Origin of the sequence: Neorhizobium sp. NCHU2750, from assembly GCF_003597675.1 — a bacterium.
Classification (GTDB): domain Bacteria; phylum Pseudomonadota; class Alphaproteobacteria; order Rhizobiales; family Rhizobiaceae; genus Neorhizobium.
The window spans coordinates 3,489,431-3,505,945 of record NZ_CP030827.1; the positions used below are offsets into that span (position 1 = coordinate 3,489,431).

At 60.7% G+C, this 16,515-nt stretch carries 20 protein-coding genes and 1 pseudogene; 10 read left to right on the forward strand and 11 right to left on the reverse strand.

Annotated elements, in window-relative coordinates:
- Positions 1–87: 87 nt before the first annotated feature.
- On the reverse strand, positions 88–828 hold the full coding sequence (locus NCHU2750_RS16905; protein WP_119941568.1) for a class I SAM-dependent methyltransferase: 741 nt from the start codon (positions 826–828) through the stop codon (positions 88–90).
- An 89-nt stretch (positions 829–917) separates the two neighbouring features.
- Here NCHU2750_RS16905 and gloB point away from each other — a divergent pair, with 89 nt between their 5' ends.
- Both gloB and NCHU2750_RS16915 read left to right on the forward strand, forming a co-directional pair.
- Positions 918–1,688 (forward strand): hydroxyacylglutathione hydrolase, encoded by a 771-nt coding sequence (gloB, locus tag NCHU2750_RS16910; RefSeq protein ID WP_119941569.1) that lies wholly within the window; start codon positions 918–920, stop codon positions 1,686–1,688.
- Positions 1,689–1,692: 4 nt separating this feature from the next.
- Positions 1,693–2,130, forward strand: coding sequence for a cupin domain-containing protein (locus NCHU2750_RS16915; RefSeq protein ID WP_119941570.1), 438 nt, complete (start codon positions 1,693–1,695; stop codon positions 2,128–2,130).
- Between the two features lie 12 nt (positions 2,131–2,142).
- On the opposite strand, the gene NCHU2750_RS31175 is transcribed toward NCHU2750_RS16915, so the two are convergent.
- The 3 genes from NCHU2750_RS31175 to NCHU2750_RS16930 all read right to left on the reverse strand — a co-directional run bounded on the left by NCHU2750_RS31175 (position 2,143) and on the right by NCHU2750_RS16930 (position 4,304).
- A complete protein-coding gene (locus NCHU2750_RS31175) occupies positions 2,143–2,268 on the reverse strand; it encodes a hypothetical protein (protein ID WP_256377689.1) in 126 nt (41 codons plus the stop codon).
- Between the two features lie 305 nt (positions 2,269–2,573).
- The gene (yddG, locus tag NCHU2750_RS16925) at positions 2,574–3,458 is read right to left on the reverse strand and encodes an aromatic amino acid exporter YddG (protein WP_119941571.1); all 885 of its coding nucleotides are present in this window, start codon (positions 3,456–3,458) and stop codon (positions 2,574–2,576) included.
- A gap of 60 nt (positions 3,459–3,518) precedes the next feature.
- The gene (locus tag NCHU2750_RS16930) at positions 3,519–4,304 is read right to left on the reverse strand and encodes a DUF3108 domain-containing protein (protein WP_119943450.1); all 786 of its coding nucleotides are present in this window, start codon (positions 4,302–4,304) and stop codon (positions 3,519–3,521) included.
- Positions 4,305–4,545: 241 nt separating this feature from the next.
- Here NCHU2750_RS16930 and rpmB point away from each other — a divergent pair, with 241 nt between their 5' ends.
- Together rpmB and NCHU2750_RS16940 are read left to right on the forward strand one after the other, a co-directional pair.
- Positions 4,546–4,836, forward strand: coding sequence for a 50S ribosomal protein L28 (gene rpmB, locus NCHU2750_RS16935; protein WP_119943452.1), 291 nt, complete (start codon positions 4,546–4,548; stop codon positions 4,834–4,836).
- Between the two features lie 110 nt (positions 4,837–4,946).
- Positions 4,947–5,588, forward strand: coding sequence for a queuosine precursor transporter (locus NCHU2750_RS16940; protein ID WP_119941572.1), 642 nt, complete (start codon positions 4,947–4,949; stop codon positions 5,586–5,588).
- A 32-nt stretch (positions 5,589–5,620) separates the two neighbouring features.
- Here NCHU2750_RS16940 and NCHU2750_RS16945 read toward each other — a convergent pair whose 3' ends face one another.
- From NCHU2750_RS16945 to NCHU2750_RS16960, 4 genes are all read right to left on the reverse strand, one after another.
- Positions 5,621–6,565: an esterase-like activity of phytase family protein gene (locus NCHU2750_RS16945; RefSeq protein ID WP_119943454.1), complete on the reverse strand. Its 945-nt coding sequence runs from the start codon at positions 6,563–6,565 to the stop codon at positions 5,621–5,623.
- A gap of 50 nt (positions 6,566–6,615) precedes the next feature.
- Positions 6,616–8,520 carry a cobaltochelatase subunit CobT gene (gene cobT / locus NCHU2750_RS16950; protein WP_119941573.1) on the reverse strand — a complete coding sequence of 635 codons (1,905 nt, stop codon included), beginning with the start codon at positions 8,518–8,520 and terminating at the stop codon, positions 6,616–6,618.
- Positions 8,521–8,539: 19 nt separating this feature from the next.
- Positions 8,540–9,532 carry a cobaltochelatase subunit CobS gene (gene cobS / locus NCHU2750_RS16955; RefSeq protein WP_119943456.1) on the reverse strand — a complete coding sequence of 331 codons (993 nt, stop codon included), beginning with the start codon at positions 9,530–9,532 and terminating at the stop codon, positions 8,540–8,542.
- Between the two features lie 61 nt (positions 9,533–9,593).
- Positions 9,594–10,250, reverse strand: a complete 657-nt coding sequence (locus NCHU2750_RS16960) for a J domain-containing protein (protein ID WP_119941574.1) — start codon at positions 10,248–10,250, stop codon at positions 9,594–9,596.
- A 117-nt stretch (positions 10,251–10,367) separates the two neighbouring features.
- Between NCHU2750_RS16960 and NCHU2750_RS16965 the strand changes: the two genes are divergently transcribed.
- The 3 genes from NCHU2750_RS16965 to NCHU2750_RS16970 all read left to right on the forward strand — a co-directional run bounded on the left by NCHU2750_RS16965 (position 10,368) and on the right by NCHU2750_RS16970 (position 11,422).
- Positions 10,368–10,649, forward strand: coding sequence for a BolA family protein (locus tag NCHU2750_RS16965; protein WP_119941575.1), 282 nt, complete (start codon positions 10,368–10,370; stop codon positions 10,647–10,649).
- 161 nt (positions 10,650–10,810) lie between these two features.
- Positions 10,811–10,996 (forward strand): hypothetical protein, encoded by a 186-nt coding sequence (locus NCHU2750_RS30600; protein WP_162939665.1) that lies wholly within the window; start codon positions 10,811–10,813, stop codon positions 10,994–10,996.
- Entirely contained in the window at positions 10,997–11,422 is a 426-nt protein-coding gene (locus NCHU2750_RS16970) for a type II toxin-antitoxin system VapC family toxin (RefSeq protein ID WP_119941576.1), read from the forward strand.
- A gap of 102 nt (positions 11,423–11,524) precedes the next feature.
- On the opposite strand, the pseudogene NCHU2750_RS16975 reads toward NCHU2750_RS16970, so the two are convergent.
- The 3 genes and pseudogenes from NCHU2750_RS16975 to NCHU2750_RS16985 form a co-directional block, all read right to left on the reverse strand.
- Positions 11,525–12,280: pseudogene (locus NCHU2750_RS16975) on the reverse strand (transporter associated domain-containing protein); the annotation flags it as partial.
- Between the two features lie 128 nt (positions 12,281–12,408).
- The gene (aroB, locus tag NCHU2750_RS16980) at positions 12,409–13,539 is read right to left on the reverse strand and encodes a 3-dehydroquinate synthase (RefSeq protein WP_119941578.1); all 1,131 of its coding nucleotides are present in this window, start codon (positions 13,537–13,539) and stop codon (positions 12,409–12,411) included.
- The gene (locus NCHU2750_RS16985; protein WP_119943458.1) at positions 13,536–14,126 is read right to left on the reverse strand and encodes a shikimate kinase; all 591 of its coding nucleotides are present in this window, start codon (positions 14,124–14,126) and stop codon (positions 13,536–13,538) included. The genes aroB and NCHU2750_RS16985 overlap by 4 nt, the downstream gene beginning before the upstream one ends.
- Before the next feature lie 146 nt (positions 14,127–14,272).
- On the opposite strand from NCHU2750_RS16985, the gene NCHU2750_RS16990 reads away from it, so the two are divergent.
- The 3 genes from NCHU2750_RS16990 (at position 14,273) to NCHU2750_RS17000 (ending at position 16,401) form a co-directional block, all read left to right on the forward strand.
- Positions 14,273–14,428: a hypothetical protein gene (locus tag NCHU2750_RS16990; protein ID WP_119941579.1), complete on the forward strand. Its 156-nt coding sequence runs from the start codon at positions 14,273–14,275 to the stop codon at positions 14,426–14,428.
- A gap of 11 nt (positions 14,429–14,439) precedes the next feature.
- Complete coding sequence (gene xerD, locus NCHU2750_RS16995; protein ID WP_119941580.1) at positions 14,440–15,384, forward strand: site-specific tyrosine recombinase XerD; 945 nt, start codon at positions 14,440–14,442, stop codon at positions 15,382–15,384.
- Between the two features lie 63 nt (positions 15,385–15,447).
- Complete coding sequence (locus NCHU2750_RS17000; RefSeq protein WP_119941581.1) at positions 15,448–16,401, forward strand: acetyl-CoA carboxylase carboxyltransferase subunit alpha; 954 nt, start codon at positions 15,448–15,450, stop codon at positions 16,399–16,401.
- Positions 16,402–16,515: the final 114 nt, after the last annotated feature.

Below are 16,515 nucleotides of genomic sequence, written 5' to 3' on the forward strand. Positions count from 1 at the left end.
TGCTCTGGCAGGGGGTGTGAGTGGGATTAAAGCCGAATGCGGCCTTTGTCGAGTGGTGAGCGCGGTCGACACGCTGCGATAGAGAAACTATTGCGACCGCATGGACCGCACGCCCTGGGGTGCCAGAACCGGTACGAAAACACGACGCGACGCGCGGGCTGCAACCGGCAGGCCCTGATAGAGACGTTTCTGCGCCTCGATGATGAGAACGCCCGAGAACAGCGGCCAGAAACGACGTCCCATTCGCTCGAAGACATTCCGGGCTCGCAGCACCGCACGCACTCTCGACGGCGGAAAGAACAGGGCTTCAGCCGCAGCACCAGGGGTGAAGTTCGTCTCGCGCAGCAATGTCGTCAGCTGGCTTCGGGAATAGGGGCGACCGGAACCAAAGGGCGTATGCTCCATGCGCGCCCACACCCCGCGCCGGTTCGGCACGACGATGACGAGCCGCCCACCCGGCGCCAGAATGCGCCAGATCTCCTTCAGGCTCTCCCGCGGGTTCTCGGCAAATTCTAGCGAATGCACCATCAGCACCCGGTCGATCGAGGCATCGGGCACCGGCAGTTCCTCATCGAAGACGAGCGCGGTCGAAGACAGTTCGCCGACCGGCCAGTTCACCGCACCCTGCCCTGCCGGCATGAAGGCGAACGTCCGCTCCGTGTCGGCACGAAAACGGTCGAGATAGGGGATGGCGTAACCGAGCCCGACGAGACGCTCCTCCGGCAGCCGGGCCCAGAGCGAGGCGAGCGCCATGGCGATAGACTGTTCGGCCAGACGGCCGAGCGAGGAATGGTAGAATTCTCGAAGGTCAACAATATCGACAGACAAAACGCAAATGCTCGTGTTCTAAGGTTGGACTTGGATGCCCCTGCCTCTACATTGTTCCGCAAAAGACATAGAGCAATAGGTGCATCCTGATGAAGCCTCTCGAAATCGAAGTTTTTCCCTGCCGAACCGATAATTTCGGCGTTCTTGTTCACGATCCGGAAAGTGGCCTGACCGCTTCGATCGATGCGCCGGAGGAAAAACCGATCGTCGAGGCCGCCACCCGCCGCGGCTGGAAGATAACCCACATTTTCACCACCCACCACCACACCGACCATGTGGAGGCGAACCTCGCGCTCAAAGAGCGCTACGGATTGGAGATCATCGGCCCGATCAACGAGGCGGTCGCCATTCCCGGTCTAGACCGCAGCGTTGCCGATGGCGACGAATTCCTGTTCGGCGATCATCCGGTTCGTGTGATCGAGACGCCCGGTCACACCGCAGGGCATATCTGCTTCCATTTCCCCGAGGACAAGATCCTGTTTGCCGCCGACACGCTGTTTGCGCTCGGCTGCGGCCGCCTGTTCGAACGCCCGGCAGCCGATATGTGGCATTCGCTGCAGAAGCTTGCCGTGCTTCCCGACGAGACTGCCATTTATTTCGGCCACGAATACACGCTGTCCAATGCCCGTTTCGCCCTGACCATCGATCCCGGCAACGAAGCCTTGAAGCGGCGCGCGGCCGAGATCGAGGAAATACGGGCAGCCGGCGGCTTCACCATTCCGACCATGATGGGGCTGGAAAAGGAAACCAACCCCTTCCTGCGCGCAAACGACCCGGCCATCCGCCGCAACCTCGTGATGGAAAGCAGAACAAACGAGGAAGTCTTCGCCGAAATCCGCAAGCGCAAGGACGAGTTCTGAACCGATGGCGGCCGGATCATCAAGGCAAACCGCCGATCAAATCATCGTCACGCTCGGCATGCAGCGCCACCCGGAGGGCGGCTGGTTCGTCGAGATGTTCCGCGATGGCGACGGCAGAACCCGTGGCGCATCGACCGCCATCTATTATCTTCTTCAGGCGGGCGAGCGCTCGCACTGGCACCGGGTCCGCGATGCCGCCGAGGTCTGGCACTACTATGCCGGTGATCCGCTGCTGTTGAAAATTTCCGATGGCACTACAGTCAACGAGATCCGCCTCGGCGTCGACTTCGCGACCGGCGAGCGGCCGCAGGCAGTTGTCCCGGCCAATGCCTGGCAGGCGGCCGAACCGCTCGGCGCCTATACGCTGGTCGGCTGCACCGTAGCCCCGGCTTTTGAATTCTCAAGCTTCGAAATGGCTGAGCCCGGCTGGCAGCCGGGCTGAAACGGCGCGAGATCAATCGCGCGGCGGCTTGCCGTGCTTACGGTCGAAATTGCGTATCCAGAGATAGGCATAAAGTGAACCACCTGCTGCAATGCAGAGCGGCAGTATGTAGAATGCGAATATCTGCAGGCTTGTCATTGAAGCCTCCGAAGGACGAAATTGCCAGATAAATGTAACATGGCAGCGGCAAAAAGCCAAGATAATACAGCCCCGATGAATTGCAGTGCACCGGCTTGGCTGCCTGCGGATGTGTAGAGTGCCGCAGCGATGGGAGCGAAGACGCCCACGGTCAAGCAGGATGTAGATGCCCGGTCGAAGGCATTAGCGAGATATCTCGTTTGTTCATTTTGGATGAGCGACATGCTAAAACAGGCCAAGTGAAACAATGCACCCAAGCATAACGGCAGACCAAAAACTCGCAACCCTAGATAGCAGTTCGGTGATTATTCCGCAACAGCCGTCCCCGATCTCATCCGGATCATCTCCTTCGCCGCCAGCAGCGCCCCACCGGTAATCAGCATGCAGGCAATGAGAATACGCCAGCTTGGCTCAGCAAATCCGGTGAGCAGCAGGACGAGGGTCGAGAGCAGCGGTGCCGCATAGCTCGCCGCGCCGATCACCTGGATATCGCCGTTCTTCACCCCGTAATCCCAGGCGTAGAAAGCAGCACCCACCGGCAACAGGCCAAGGCCGACCACCGCCATCCATTCCCCGCCACTGGCCGGCCAGACCGTCGTCTCGAGCGCCATATGGCAGACGAGCGACAGAAGCGATGTCGCGAGGCAAAATCCGGTCACCACATCCGTCGAAACCCGCTCGAAACTGCGCGTCATCAGCGAATAGGCGGCCCATGAGAAGGCACAGAGAAGGGCTGCGCCGTAACCCACGAGATAGGACTGATCGAACGAAACCCCGTTGCGCGAGACGATCGTCACCGTGCCGCAAAGCCCGGCAAGCGCGCCAGCGACATGATACCAGCGCAGCCTTTCCCCCGGCAGAAGCGCCGAGCCGATGACGATCAAAAGCGGCCACAGATAGGCGATCAATCCCGCCTCGACGGCCGGCGCGTTCCGCAATGCCGTGAAATAGAGGAAGTGATAACCGAACAGGCCGGCAATCCCGGTGATCCACACCTTGGCCGGCTGCCGCAGCAATCGGATCCGTTCCGGCCTCAGCGAAAGCAGGATCAGACCGGGCAAGCTGCCGATCGCAAAGGTCATCGCATTCATCTGGAATGGTGGAACGCGGCCGGACGCGGCCGTCATCAGCGCCAGAAGCGACCACATCAGGATCGCCGCAAAGCCGATCAAAGTACCCTTTACCCTCACGCCTGCCCCTCTTGCACCGTCTGTCAGGCCCTCATGGTCCGCCTGTCCGGGGCCGGCCGATCACTCGCCATAGCGTGCGGCGGTAATGTAGAGCGGTCCCATCCTCGTCGGGATGCGGGCATAGATGGGCGCATATACCGTGGCATCATCGCCTTTGGCAAACCACACTTCCATCGGCGTCTGCCTGAGATACTCGATATCGGATCGGCCCTTGCGATATCCGGATTTCGGCTCGTAGCGCACCGAGCAGACGGTCACCTCGCCCTTGAACCCTTTTGTCTCGTAGGGCTTGGTTCCCTCCTGCTTCAAGACGAGGTCCATGCGCGACTCGCCGTCATAGACCGGCACCCGGCCGGAGCAGATCTTCGCGCCGGCAGGAAAGATAAGCCCGCTCAACGGATCGAGCACCGACTTCAGGTCGCCGGGCGCCACCGGGATCCAGTTGTCGGGGTTGCGGCGCGGCGGCGGCTTGATCGTCGTGTCGGTCACGTTGCCGTTCTGGTAGATGACGTCGTAGATGCGGGTGCGCTTGCCGAGCTTGTAGACCAGATTGTAACGGTCCGCCTGCAGCCGGTCGCCGCTGATCCGCCCCGCGACATTCGTCTCCGCCGAAACCTTCTTGATGACGTTGACGATGCCGCCCGACTGGAAGATGCCGTTGATCTTGTAGTCGTTGCCATCAAACTCGCTGGAAAACTTGGCGGTCCCGATCGGCAATATGCCGAGCGTGATGTCGTACTCGGTCACCTGCGTGATATCCGCAGACAGGGCCGGCACGGCGCTCGCGGCCAGGGACAGAGAGAGCAACAGGGCAATTCCCGCAAGCGGGCGGATGATGTGAAACATGGGCTGCCTGCACGTGTTGGAATATCGTCTTGTGGGATATAAGACGCGCATCATGGCAAGAAAATAGCCAAGCTTACTGCGGCCTTCGGTGCAAAGCCTATCGATTGCCAAGGTTTTGGCTTGACGCGCGCGGCCCCACTGACTATAGAACCGCAACTTTCCAATCAGGACCAGTTGGATCGGCGTGCCGGACATTGTCCGGATGAGCCTCCGATTGCAGAAGAAAATAAAGGTGAATGCCATGTCTCGTGTATGCGAACTGACCGGCAAGGGCGTAATGACCGGCAACAACGTCAGCCATGCCAACAACAAGACCCGTCGTCGGTTCCTGCCGAACCTGTGCCAGGTCACGCTGATCTCCGACGCTCTCGGCCAGCGCTTCCGTCTGCGTGTTTCCGCGCATGCCCTGCGTTCGGTTGAACACCGCGGCGGCCTTGATGCCTTCCTCTTGAAGTCTGATGAAAACGAACTGTCGATGCGCGCCCGCCTGCTGCGTCGCCAGATCGCCAAGAAGACTGCAGAAGCCGCTTAATAGCGCCTTCCTCGACTTCACCGGCTTTGGAGAAGGCTTGACCGGTTGAACCCGGACAAGCCTTTTCTCTTTGGCTAAACGCAACTGGTGGCATACCCCAGGATAAAAAAATGCAAGCTTTACGCTACACTTCCCTCTATGCTCTGGCCATGGCGGCCGTCGTCGTCGCCTCGAACTTCCTCGTGCAGTTCCCGGTCAACGGGACCCTGGTCGGCATCGCGCTTGGCGATCTTCTGACCTGGGGCGCCTTCACCTATCCCTTCGCCTTCCTTGTCACCGACCTGACCAACCGCCAGTTCGGACCGAAGGTCGCACGCCGCGTCGTGTTCGTCGGCTTCTTCCTCGGCGTTGCCCTGTCGCTCTGGGCATCCGCACCGCGCATCGCGATAGCTTCGGGAACCGCATACCTGATCGGCCAGCTGCTCGACATTTCCGTGTTCAACCGGCTTCGCCGCCAGACCTGGTGGCAGGCACCGCTTGCCGGCTCGCTCATCGGCTCGGCACTCGACACGACGCTGTTCTTCTCGCTCGCCTTTGCGCCCGTCTTCGCCTTCCTCGGCGCCAATGAAGACTTTGCCATCGGCTGGTCGCCGATATTGGGCGTCTTCGCCACGGAGGCGCCGCGCTGGCTCTCCTGGGCGCTTGGCGACCTGGTGGTGAAGATCGTCGTCGGCATCGTGCTCTTGCTGCCCTATGGTGCGCTGATGAGCGTTTTGAAGCCGATGCCGCAAGCGGCCACGAAGACCGCCTGACTTTGACGAAGGGAGCCTCGGGCTCCCTTCTTTTATTTCTTCCAAGCAAATTCCAGCATCACGCTGCGCTGGAAGAAATTGCCGTTATCGTCCGAAACCAGGATGACATGCGGCAACCCGTCTGCCCCCTTGATGACGTCGATGCCTTCCATATTGTCGATCGCGTAGCTTGCGTCGGCATCGACCAGAACTTCGCCATCGACCACGGCACCCGGCCGGATGTCATCGCCCCTGATGAGCCTGATCCGCATGCCCAGGCCGCCGAACAGGCTGAAGCGCCGCTCGAGCAGCAGCATGTCGCCATTCGGCAGGAAGGCACCGTCGGTCGCGTCATAGGGATCATGGCGAACCACCGAGAATTCACCCCGCATCGGCCCGTCGATGATCGCGGCCAGCATATTGCCTTCCTCATCGAGGCTTCGCTCGGCCACCACGATCAGCCCGCCCTTGAGCGGGCCGTCGGCCGGCGAAGGCACCAGCGTCTCCATTCCGGCATTGCGCCGCAATTCCCGCCGCGGCAGAAGAAAATCGACGGTCCGCGCCGGCTTCGACGCCTCGAAGCCTGGATCAGGATAGGCATCCACCCGATGCTGCTGCTCGAAACTGACATAGGCCTCGCCGTTCCGCAGCGCCAGCCCCTCGGCATCGGAGGCCGATTTCGATCCCGGACGCCCGCTGCGCAACAGGATCGGGGCAACCGCCACTTCGGAAAGCCCCGACAGGCGGCCGGACGCATCCCGCTCGATCTCTCCACTCAACCAGTTACCCGTATCGAGCACCGTCACGAAATGCCTGCCGTCCGGCCGGAAGCGGATGCTGGAAAGCGATTGCACGCGGCCGTCGGTGGAGGTGAATTCGATGCCGCCGATAAACTCCAGCGGCCCGAAATCCCGCTCACTGGAACCCGGCTTGAACTCGGCAATCGGCTTGGCAGTCACCTTTATAGCATCCTGCGCAAAAGCAACGGCCGGTGCCATCGCAAGGACGACACCGGCCAGAAGAAGGTTCAAAAGCCTGGACAAAGGCGTCAGCCGGCCCTGCGCATGCGGCTACCGCGACCGCCACCTGCGGCCTTGTCGGCAAACAGTTCGGCAAGCTGCTCGGTCATCGCGCCGGCCAACTCGTCGGCATCGACGATCGTCACGGCATTGCGATAGTAACGGGTCACGTCATGGCCGATACCGATCGCCAGCAGCTCCACCGGAGACTTGGTCTCGACCTGCTCGATGACAGCACGCAGGTGCCGCTCCAGATAATTGCCCGGATTGACCGACAGCGTCGAGTCGTCGACCGGAGCACCATCCGAAATCATCATCAGGATCTTGCGCTGTTCCGGCCGGTTGATCAGCCGGTTATGCGCCCACATCAGCGCTTCGCCGTCGATGTTTTCCTTCAGCAGACCTTCGCGCATCATCAGGCCGAGATTGCGGCGCGACCGGCGCCATGGTGCATCGGCCGACTTGTAGATGATGTGACGCAGGTCGTTGAGGCGGCCTGGCGATGCAGGCTTGCCGCTGGCCAGCCACTGTTCGCGCGCCTGCCCGCCCTTCCACGCCTTGGTGGTGAAACCCAAGATCTCGACCTTGACGCCACAACGCTCCAGCGTGCGCGCCAGAATGTCGGCGCAGGACGCGGCAACCGTGATCGGACGACCGCGCATCGAACCGGAATTGTCGATGACGAGGGTGACGACCGTATCGCGGAACTGCGTGTCGCGCTCCTTCTTGAAGGAAAGCGGCTGCATCGGATCGATGATCAGGCGCACGAGACGGGCCGGATCGAGATAGCCCTCTTCAAGATCGAAATCCCAGGACCGGTTCTGCTGCGCCATCAGGCGGCGCTGCAGCCGGTTGGCAAGCCGCCCGACGGCACCCTGAAGATGCGCAAGCTGCTTGTCGAGGAAAGCCCGCAGGCGGTCGAGCTCCGCTTCGTCGCAGAGTTCCTCGGCGGTGATTTCCTCGTCGAAGGCCTCCGTGAAGATGTGGTAATCCACCTTCTCGTTGAAATCGTCGAACGGGCTGTTCGGCCGGCGCGTCTCGCCGGGCGTCTCGGAATGGTCGTCGGCCTCGTCGGACATCTCGTCGTCCGACATTTCGGCGCCGTCCATCTCGCCTTCGTCCATCTCCTCGTCGGCCGCTTCGCTCTGCTCGGCGGGCGCGGCGTCGGAACCGGCTTCTTCCTCGACCTCTTCGTTCTCGGTCTCGCCGCTGCTCGGCTGATCCTCTTCCGACTGGTTCTCGACCTCTTCCTGCTCCTGATCGTCGCCCTCGAGGTCCTCGGCCATCTGCATCGACGACAGCATGCGGCGCACGACCTTGGCGAAGGCCTGCTGGTCTTCGATGACGGATTTCAGGTTGTCGAGATCGGTAGTCGCCTTGTCCTCGATGAACGGGCGCCACAGGTCCAGCACCTTCCCGGCGCTCTCCGGCGGCTTCTGGCCCGTCAGCTTCTCGCGCACCAACATGGCGATGGCCTCGCCGATCGGCGCATCTTCCTGGCGCTCGATGCCGGAGAAATTCGCCTTGGCGTATTTCTCTTCCTGCATCGAATTGAGGTTGGCGGCGACGCCGGCCATCCTCAGCGCCCCGATCGATTCGACACGCGCCTGCTCGACGGCATCGAACACGCTGCGCGCATCCGAGCCCTGCGGCGACAGCGTCGCATGCACGCTGGTATCGTGGCAGGCAATCCTGAGCGCCATGGAATCGCCGAGACCACGGGTCACCGCAAGCTCATGCGCCGTCGGACGCTTCGAGATCTCCGGCAGGCGAATCCGCTCGCCGGCCAGGCCCGGACGCTCGTTGGCGAAGGAAACCTCGACCTCTTGATTGCCGGCAATCGACCGCACGCAGCCGGTGATCGCCCGCCGCATCGGCTCGGTATCGACCGGACCGGCGGGCTTGCCCTTGGAATTGTCTCCGCGACCTGCCATCGGCTTCGCTTCCTCTGCGTTATGCTCCCAATACGATATTGGCAGCGCTTTCCTTCAGCTCGACGCCGAAGGCACGCTGGTACTGTTCGGCCACGAGGGTCCGTTCCAGTTCATCGCACTTGTTGAGGAAGGTGATGCGGAAGGCAAAAGCGACATCGCCGAAGATCTCGGCATTTTCCGCCCAGGTGATGACCGTACGCGGGCTCATCACGGTCGAAAGGTCGCCGTTGATGAAGGCCGAACGAGTAAGATCGGCAACGCGCACCATCTTGGAAACCGTCTCGCGGCCTTCCTTGGTGGCGCCGAACGACTTCACCTTGGCGGCGACGATATCGACTTCCTTTTCATGCGGCAGGTAGTTCAGCGTCGTCACGATCGACCAGCGGTCCATCTGCGCCTGGTTGATCTGCTGCGTGCCGTGATAGAGGCCGGTCGTATCACCGAGGCCGACGGTGTTCGCCGTTGCGAAAATACGGAAGGCGGGGTGAGGACGGATGACGCGGCTCTGGTCGAGCAGCGTCAGGCGACCCGACGATTCCAGCACGCGCTGGATGACGAACATCACGTCCGGACGACCGGCATCATATTCGTCGAACACGAGAGCGACGTTGTGCTGGTAGGCCCAGGGCAGGATGCCGTCCTTGAATTCGGTGATCTGCTTGCCGTCCTTCAGCACGATCGCGTCCTTGCCGACGAGGTCGATACGGCTGACATGGCTGTCGAGGTTGACGCGCACGCAGGGCCAGTTGAGACGGGCTGCGACCTGTTCGATATGGGTGGACTTGCCGGTACCGTGGAAGCCGGACACCATCACGCGTCGGTTATGAGCAAAGCCTGCAAGAATGGCGAGCGTCGTGTCGCGATCGAAGAGATAGTCCGGGTCGAGATCCGGAACATAGGGGTCACCATTGCTGTAGGCGGGAACCATCAGATCGGTATCGATGCCGAAGACTTCCCGAACCGAAACGGTCGTGTCGGGGAGGTTGGTAATATCCAAATCAATCTTGCTCATCATCACTCCAGGGCACGGGCAACCGCCCGGCCGTCATCCACGCTGCCTTGATTTTTGAGGCTTAGCAGAAACCCGCCTGCTTCAACAACTGATATGCTTGCACCACGGCACGAAAACGTTCCTCCGATCCGCGGTCGCCGCCATTGGCGTCCGGGTGGTGCTTCTTGACCAACTCCTTGTAGCGGCTCTTGATCTCGGTAGAACTGGCATTGGCGCCAAGTCCCATCGTCTCGAAAGCCTTCGCCTCCAGCGTCTTCAGCTTGCGCCCCTGCGTCTCGTAGCGCCCGCCGCCACCGGCCCGCGCCTGGGACACGAAGCCGAACGGATCCCGGAAGCGCTGCTGCGCATAGGCTGCACCGGCCGAACCTGCGGCACCCGCACCACCGGACCGCGCCGTCGAATGCAGCGGTGCGTCCTTGGCATCCTTGTTGACGCCGACCGTCCAGGTCGGGCGATGCCCGGTAATCGCTTCCTTCTGGTAGCGCGCGATCTCGCTGTCCGACAGGCCTGAGAAATAGTTGTAGCCCTTGTTATATTCCTTCACATGCTCGAAGCAGAACATGAAGAACTGGCCTTCCGCATTGCGTCCGACCGGCGCCCGGTGAATACCCGGCTTGTCGCAGCCGTCCCATTGGCAGGTCGGAGCCTGCGGCGGGGCATCTTGCTGCCTTTTCCGGCGCGTCCGGATACGGTCAAAATATTTGGAATCGAGCTTCATGAGACACACATTATGGGCTCCACCACGGAGCCGAACAAGAATTGACAAACCGGTTTGTTCTTGGTTTCTGAGTTCCCCTTTTTTCGTCCCTCGCATCCACATCAAGGTCATTCGGCAATGTCAGTCAGAACCCGTATCGAAGCCACGCTTCGCCAGAACCTCTCCCCCGAACGCCTCGACGTGATCGACGAGAGCCATCAGCACGCTGGACATCAACCGAACGTGACCGGCGACGGCGAAAGCCATATGCGGGTCAGGATAGTATCGGCTGCGTTTGCAGGCATGAGCCGGATCGACCGGCACCGGACGGTGAATGCGCTCCTGAAACCGGAGCTCGACGCCGGCCTCCACGCGCTCGCGGTCGAGGCCGCAGCACCGGGAGAACCGACACGCTGGTGATAGAAAGTCGATGAAGCTCAGATAAGAACTATCGGGATTGGCGCCAAGGTGCCCGACCTTAGAATCGCTAAGCATACGCGCAAAATCTGAAGAAGGCCGTAGCTGATATTTTGGCCGGCGCCTGACTTGAACTGTGAGCTTTTTGGGCTCATTTTGTTGCTATGGCACAGGTCAAAACATCATCATCAGCCTTTACCGTCCGCAACTCGCGCACGGGACAGTTCGTTACCGTCAAAGGTGCTGGCGCGCTCAAAGGTAGTGAACTGGCCATCAAACGCGGCGTGGACCTGACCAAGCCGATAGCAAAACAGGCGCTTAAAGCTAATCGCAAACCGAAGGCAAAATAATTGGCCGGATCGGTCCTCGATACGCACGCTCTATTTTGGCTCGTAACTCAGCCCGAAACTCTCCATGAAGATGCCTTGGTGGCAATAGCCGCCGCTCAGGAAGCCAGAAAGCTTTTCGTTTCACCTATCACAGCATGGGAATTGGCTATTGCAGTGAACAAGAAAACGAATGCTCCGGACATAGGAGGCTTTACGGTAAAGGATTGGTTCAAGGCAGCAATTGAAGCCACATCTTCAAAAATTGTGCCGATAGGTCCAGCTATCGCCCTCGAGGCAGCCAGCATGATCGCAACGACAGCTCACAAGGACCCTGGAGATTGCTACATCATCGCCACCGCTAGATACAAAAAAGTCCCAATCATAAGCCGAGACGGAATAATTCGTCAGATAGCGGAAACCGGCTACATCGACATTATTGGCTGCTGAACCGCGTAAGCATTTGCAACCGCATTTCCCTTTGTCGACATGATTGCCTAGTCATAGCAGCGACAAAAAGGATGCGCCTTACACCAAATTTCAATCCCGCCACTACTCCGCCGCCGGCACCGTATCTCCCGCCGGCCTGACCCTCAGCCGGGTGATCCGATTCTTCTCCCGCTTCATCACCACGAAGCGCTTGCCGTAGAAGGTGAAGGCCTGCCGCTCTTCCGGGATGAGCTTGGATTCGTTGATCACCAAGCCTGCGATCGTCGTTGCCTCGCCATCCGGCAGGTCCCAGCCGAGGGCGCGGTTGAGATCGCGGATCGGCACCGAACCATCGACCACGATCGAGCCATTGGCCTCCTTGCGCACGCCCTGGATCTCGACATCATGCTCGTCGGCAATATCGCCGACGATCTCCTCCATGATGTCCTCCAGCGTCACGATGCCCTGCACCTCGCCATATTCATCGACGACGACGGCAAAATGCACCTTGCGCTTGAGAAAGGCCGCGAGCTGGTCCTTCAGGCTGGTGCTGTCGGGCACGAACCAGGGCTTCTGCATGATTTTCAGGATGTCGACATCGGCCGGCGTTGCCCCGGGCTCCAGCAGCGCCCTCAGAAGATCCTTGGCATGCATCACGCCGATGATGTTTTCGGTCGAGTTGCGCCACACCGGCATGCGCGTATAGGGGCTTTCCAGCACCGTGCGCACGATCACTTCGGCCGGGTCTTCGGCATTGACCGCCACCATCGCCATGCGGTGGCGCATCACGTCGGACACTTCGAGTTCGCTGAGATCGAAGAGCTCGCTCAGCCGGTCGCGGTCCTCGGCTCCGTAATTGCCCTCGCGATGCAGCGTATTGAGCGCCGCATGCAGGCTGTCATGGCCGCAAAGCTCAAGTGTCCTGTGCTCCAGCGACGTTCCCGTCGCACGCATCAGCCCGCGGATGACCGCATTGACGCCGCGCGAAAGAAGGCCGCCCGATGATGTCATCTGGCAAGCTTTTCGGTGAGGAAACTCAGGACTTCCGACGAGGGCACATCGTCGGCAACGAAGGACTGGCCGATGCCATGGGTCAGGATGAAGGTCAGCTTGCCGCCCTTCACCTTCTTGTCCTGCATGATGGCGGTAAGAAGCATCTCGGCACCGGGCAGCTCGCCCGGAATGTCGCTCATTCTGGTCGGCAGGCCGACCGCCTTCAGATGCGCCTCGACGCGCCGGCCGTCGTCGGGGCTTGCAAGATTGAGCCGGGCGGAAAACTCGTGGGCCAGCACCATGCCGATCGCGACGCCCTCGCCATGCACCAGCCGTGCTCCGTCATACTGCACGGCAGCTTCCAGCGCGTGGCCGAACGTGTGACCGAGATTGAGCAAGGCCCGCCGTCCGGTCTCGCGCTCATCCTCGACCACGACATCGGCCTTCGACTGGCAGCTGACGGCAACTGCCTCGATCCGTTCCGGACCGCCGGCAAACACCTTTTTCCAGTTCTTTTCCAGCCATTCGAAAAAGGCCGGATTGTCGATCAGCCCGTATTTGGCCACTTCCGCATAACCGGCACGGAACTCCCGCTCCGACAGCGTGTCGAGAACCGACGTATCGGCAAGCACCAGATCGGGCTGGTGGAAGACGCCGAGCAGGTTCTTGCCATGACGGGAATTGACCCCGGTCTTGCCGCCGACGGAGGAATCCACCTGCGACAGGAGTGAAGTCGGGATCTGTACGAAGCGCACGCCGCGGCGAACGATGCCGGCTGCAAAGCCGGCGAGGTCGCCGATCACGCCGCCACCGAGCGCGATCACCGCATCATTGCGCTCGATGCGCGCCGCCAGCACCATGTCGCAGACGGTGGCCAGATGATCGAAACTCTTGGTCTTTTCGCCGGCGGGCAGCGTCAGCGACACGGCCTCGATGCCATCTGTCTGCAGCCCGTCCATCAATCCTTCGAGATAGAGCGGTGCGACATGTTCGTCGGTGATGATCGCCGCCTTGCGCCCCTTCAGCCGCGAGGTGATCTCGCCGCCGGCACGCGCCAGAAGGCCCGGCCCGATCAGGATATCGTAAGCCCGGTCTCCGAGCGGCACATGCACCAGGCGTTCGGGAGCACGGGTCTGAACTGTCATTGCGCTTCGCTTTCATTGGCAAGCCCGGCAACGGCCTGCAGAACTTCATTGACCATCACGTCCTTGCGGACATTGCCCGAAATAACGGTCAGATCCGCCAGTTCGTAGATCGGGTAACGCTGGATCATCAGGTTCTCCAGCGTCTGCTTCGGATTCTCCGTCTTGAGCAGCGGCCGGTGATCGCGCCGGTTGACCCGGTCCCACAGCGTATCGAGATCTGCCTTCAGCCAGATGGAAAGGCCGCCGAGCTTGATCTGTTCCCGCGTCGCGTCATTGATGAACGCGCCGCCACCGGTCGAGACCACGCGCGGCCCCTGCTTCAGCAACCGCTCGATCACCCGCGTTTCCAGCGCGCGGAATTCACTCTCACCATATTGTGAAAAGAGCTCGGTGATCGTCATCCGCGAGACGGATTCGATTTCGGCATCAGTATCGATGAACGAAACGCCCAATGTCTGGGCAACCAGCCGGCCGATGACGGATTTGCCCGCCCCCATCAACCCGACAAAGATCAGGTTGCGGTTGCCGAGCGCTGCGCGAGCCTGGTCCCGTAATGTTTCTCGCTCGACTGTAATCTCTTCACTCATGATGCCGTCCATTCGCGAAAAACGGTATCAACAAATGTTCATGCACCGTCAAGCCACGCAGGCCCCTGCATCACGCCAAACGTGCAGTTCTTGTTAATCTGTAAACCATTAGAGCTATAGTGCGCCGGAACGATACGGAGCTTTCCATGCCGACACTTTTCCGCTTCCTGTTCATCCTGGCTGTCATCGCCGGCGTGATCTATGGCGGCATGGTGGCACTCGTGGTGCTGGTCGAACCGAAGGATCGCGACATCACGGTGAGAATCCCCTCCGAACGGCTCAATCCGCCGCCTCAACAATAACGGTTTCCGCGATGAGAGATCTGTCAGCCGCCCATATCGAGGCCTTTCTCGAAATGCTGAGCGCCGAACGTGGCGCCGCTGAAAACACCCTTGCTTCTTACCGGCGCGACCTCGACGATCTCTACGAGTTCCTGATCACCAGGAAGACCACCCCGCTTGCAGCAGATAGCCCGGCACTTGCCGCTTATCTGGCAGATCTCGGAAGGCGCGCATTCGCCGCCACGTCGCAGGCACGCCGCCTTTCGGCCATGCGCCAGTTCTACAAGTTCCTCTATGCGGAGGGCCTGCGCACCGACGATCCGACCTCGGTTCTGGATGCACCGAAAAAGGCGCGCGCCCTGCCGAAGAACCTGAGCGAGGAAGATGTCACCCGCCTCTTGGATCGTGCCGCGGTGGAGGCAGCAGAGCCGGGAGAAAATAGCCTGTCGCGCCTGCGCATGCTTGCGCTTCTGGAACTGCTTTACGCCACGGGCATGCGCGTCAGCGAACTCGTCGCACTGCCCGTCAGGGTGCTGGAGCAGGATGGCCGCTTTCTGATGATCCGCGGCAAGGGCAACAAGGAACGTCTCGTGCCGCTCTCCCGCTCGGCCATCGCCGCGCTCCAGTCCTATGGCGAGGCGAAAAGGAAGGCCGAAGGCGATGACGAGGAGAGCCCTTGGTTGTTCCCGTCCAGCGGCAGCGCCGGCTATCTGCCGCGCCAGGTCTTTGCCCGCGACCTCAAGGGACTGGCCGCCCGCGCCGGGCTGAAGGCCTCTTCGATCTCGCCCCACGTCATGCGGCATGCTTTCGCAAGCCATCTTTTGGCGCATGGCGCAGACCTGCGCGTGGTACAGGAACTGCTTGGACATTCAGACATTTCGACCACACAGATATACACACATGTGCTGGAAGAACGGCTTCGCCAATTGGTGGAAACACATCACCCTCTTGCAAAAGAGGCCAAAAACCGGGAATAGAGGCCCCAACTGAAAATGGGACCTCCATGATCCCATGGCAAAAACAACGGGAAACCGGATCTGATGCAGACTTATCTCGATTTCGAAAAGCCGATCTCCGACCTCGAGGCAAAAATCCACGAGCTGAAGAAACTCGCGGCCGAAGATGAGAGCATCGATACGTCCGACGAGATCAGCCGTCTGGAAGTGCGCGTCAAGGAAGCGACGCGCGACATCTATTCCAAGCTCGGCGCCTGGGAAAAGACCCAGGTTGCGCGCCATCCGCAGCGTCCGCATTTCGTCGACTATTCGGCACACCTGTTCACCGAATTCACCCCGCTCGCCGGTGACCGCAATTTCGGCGAGGATGCTGCCATCCAGGCTGGCCTTGCCCGCTTCAATGGCATGCCGGTGGCACTCATCGGCCAGGAAAAGGGCAGCGACACCAAAACCCGCCTGAAGCACAATTTCGGCAGCCCACGTCCGGAAGGCTATCGCAAGGCGATCCGCATCATGGAAATGGCCGACCGCTTCGGCCTTCCCGTCATCAGCCTCGTCGATACGGCCGGTGCCTATCCGGGCGTCGGCGCCGAGGAGCGTGGCCAGGCGGAAGCCATCGCCCGTTCGACTGAGATGTGTCTTGGCCTGAAAGTGCCGATGATCTCGATCGTCATCGGCGAAGGTGGTTCCGGCGGTGCGATCGCGATTGCCACCGGTAACCGCGTCTACATGCTCGAACATGCCATCTATTCGGTCATCTCGCCGGAAGGTGCAGCCTCGATCCTGTGGCGCGACAGTACCCGCGCCCGCGAAGCGGCCACCAACATGAAGATCACCGCCGAAGACCTGAAGGGCCTCGGCATCATCGACGAGATCATCCCCGAACCGGTCGGCGGCGCCCATCGCGACCCGAAGACGGTCATGGATGCGGCAGGCAAGGTCATTTCCTCGGCGCTGAAGGACTTGTCCAAGCTTTCCGGCGACGAAGTGCGCGCCGCCCGCCGCAAGAAGTTCCTCGATATCGGCCGCAATCTCTAGGCGCATCCTCCCCTTCGGGACGGTTGCCAAAATCGGCCATAGCGATCATAACAGTCGGCGTCTGGAGGTTTTGCTGGACATGCGATTTTGAGCGGTTAAGAAAATGTAAAGCTT

Coding starts and splice junctions, on each gene's coding strand:
- rpmB (WP_119943452.1), top strand. CDS start 4,546: ATGTCTCGTGTATGCGAACTGACCGGCAAGGGCGTAATGACCGGCAAC.
- NCHU2750_RS17000 (WP_119941581.1), top strand. CDS start 15,448: ATGCAGACTTATCTCGATTTCGAAAAGCCGATCTCCGACCTCGAGGCA.
- NCHU2750_RS16945 (WP_119943454.1), bottom strand. CDS start 6,565: ATGGCACCGGCCGTTGCTTTTGCGCAGGATGCTATAAAGGTGACTGCC.
- NCHU2750_RS16985 (WP_119943458.1), bottom strand. CDS start 14,126: ATGAGTGAAGAGATTACAGTCGAGCGAGAAACATTACGGGACCAGGCT.
- cobS (WP_119943456.1), bottom strand. CDS start 9,532: ATGAGCAAGATTGATTTGGATATTACCAACCTCCCCGACACGACCGTT.
- NCHU2750_RS16965 (WP_119941575.1), top strand. CDS start 10,368: ATGTCAGTCAGAACCCGTATCGAAGCCACGCTTCGCCAGAACCTCTCC.
- NCHU2750_RS31175 (WP_256377689.1), bottom strand. CDS start 2,268: ATGACAAGCCTGCAGATATTCGCATTCTACATACTGCCGCTCTGCATT.
- NCHU2750_RS16960 (WP_119941574.1), bottom strand. CDS start 10,250: ATGAAGCTCGATTCCAAATATTTTGACCGTATCCGGACGCGCCGGAAA.
- NCHU2750_RS16990 (WP_119941579.1), top strand. CDS start 14,273: ATGCCGACACTTTTCCGCTTCCTGTTCATCCTGGCTGTCATCGCCGGC.
- aroB (WP_119941578.1), bottom strand. CDS start 13,539: ATGACAGTTCAGACCCGTGCTCCCGAACGCCTGGTGCATGTGCCGCTC.
- xerD (WP_119941580.1), top strand. CDS start 14,440: ATGAGAGATCTGTCAGCCGCCCATATCGAGGCCTTTCTCGAAATGCTG.
- NCHU2750_RS30600 (WP_162939665.1), top strand. CDS start 10,811: ATGGCACAGGTCAAAACATCATCATCAGCCTTTACCGTCCGCAACTCG.
- gloB (WP_119941569.1), top strand. CDS start 918: ATGAAGCCTCTCGAAATCGAAGTTTTTCCCTGCCGAACCGATAATTTC.
- NCHU2750_RS16930 (WP_119943450.1), bottom strand. CDS start 4,304: ATGTTTCACATCATCCGCCCGCTTGCGGGAATTGCCCTGTTGCTCTCT.
- cobT (WP_119941573.1), bottom strand. CDS start 8,520: ATGGCAGGTCGCGGAGACAATTCCAAGGGCAAGCCCGCCGGTCCGGTC.
- NCHU2750_RS16940 (WP_119941572.1), top strand. CDS start 4,947: ATGCAAGCTTTACGCTACACTTCCCTCTATGCTCTGGCCATGGCGGCC.
- NCHU2750_RS16915 (WP_119941570.1), top strand. CDS start 1,693: ATGGCGGCCGGATCATCAAGGCAAACCGCCGATCAAATCATCGTCACG.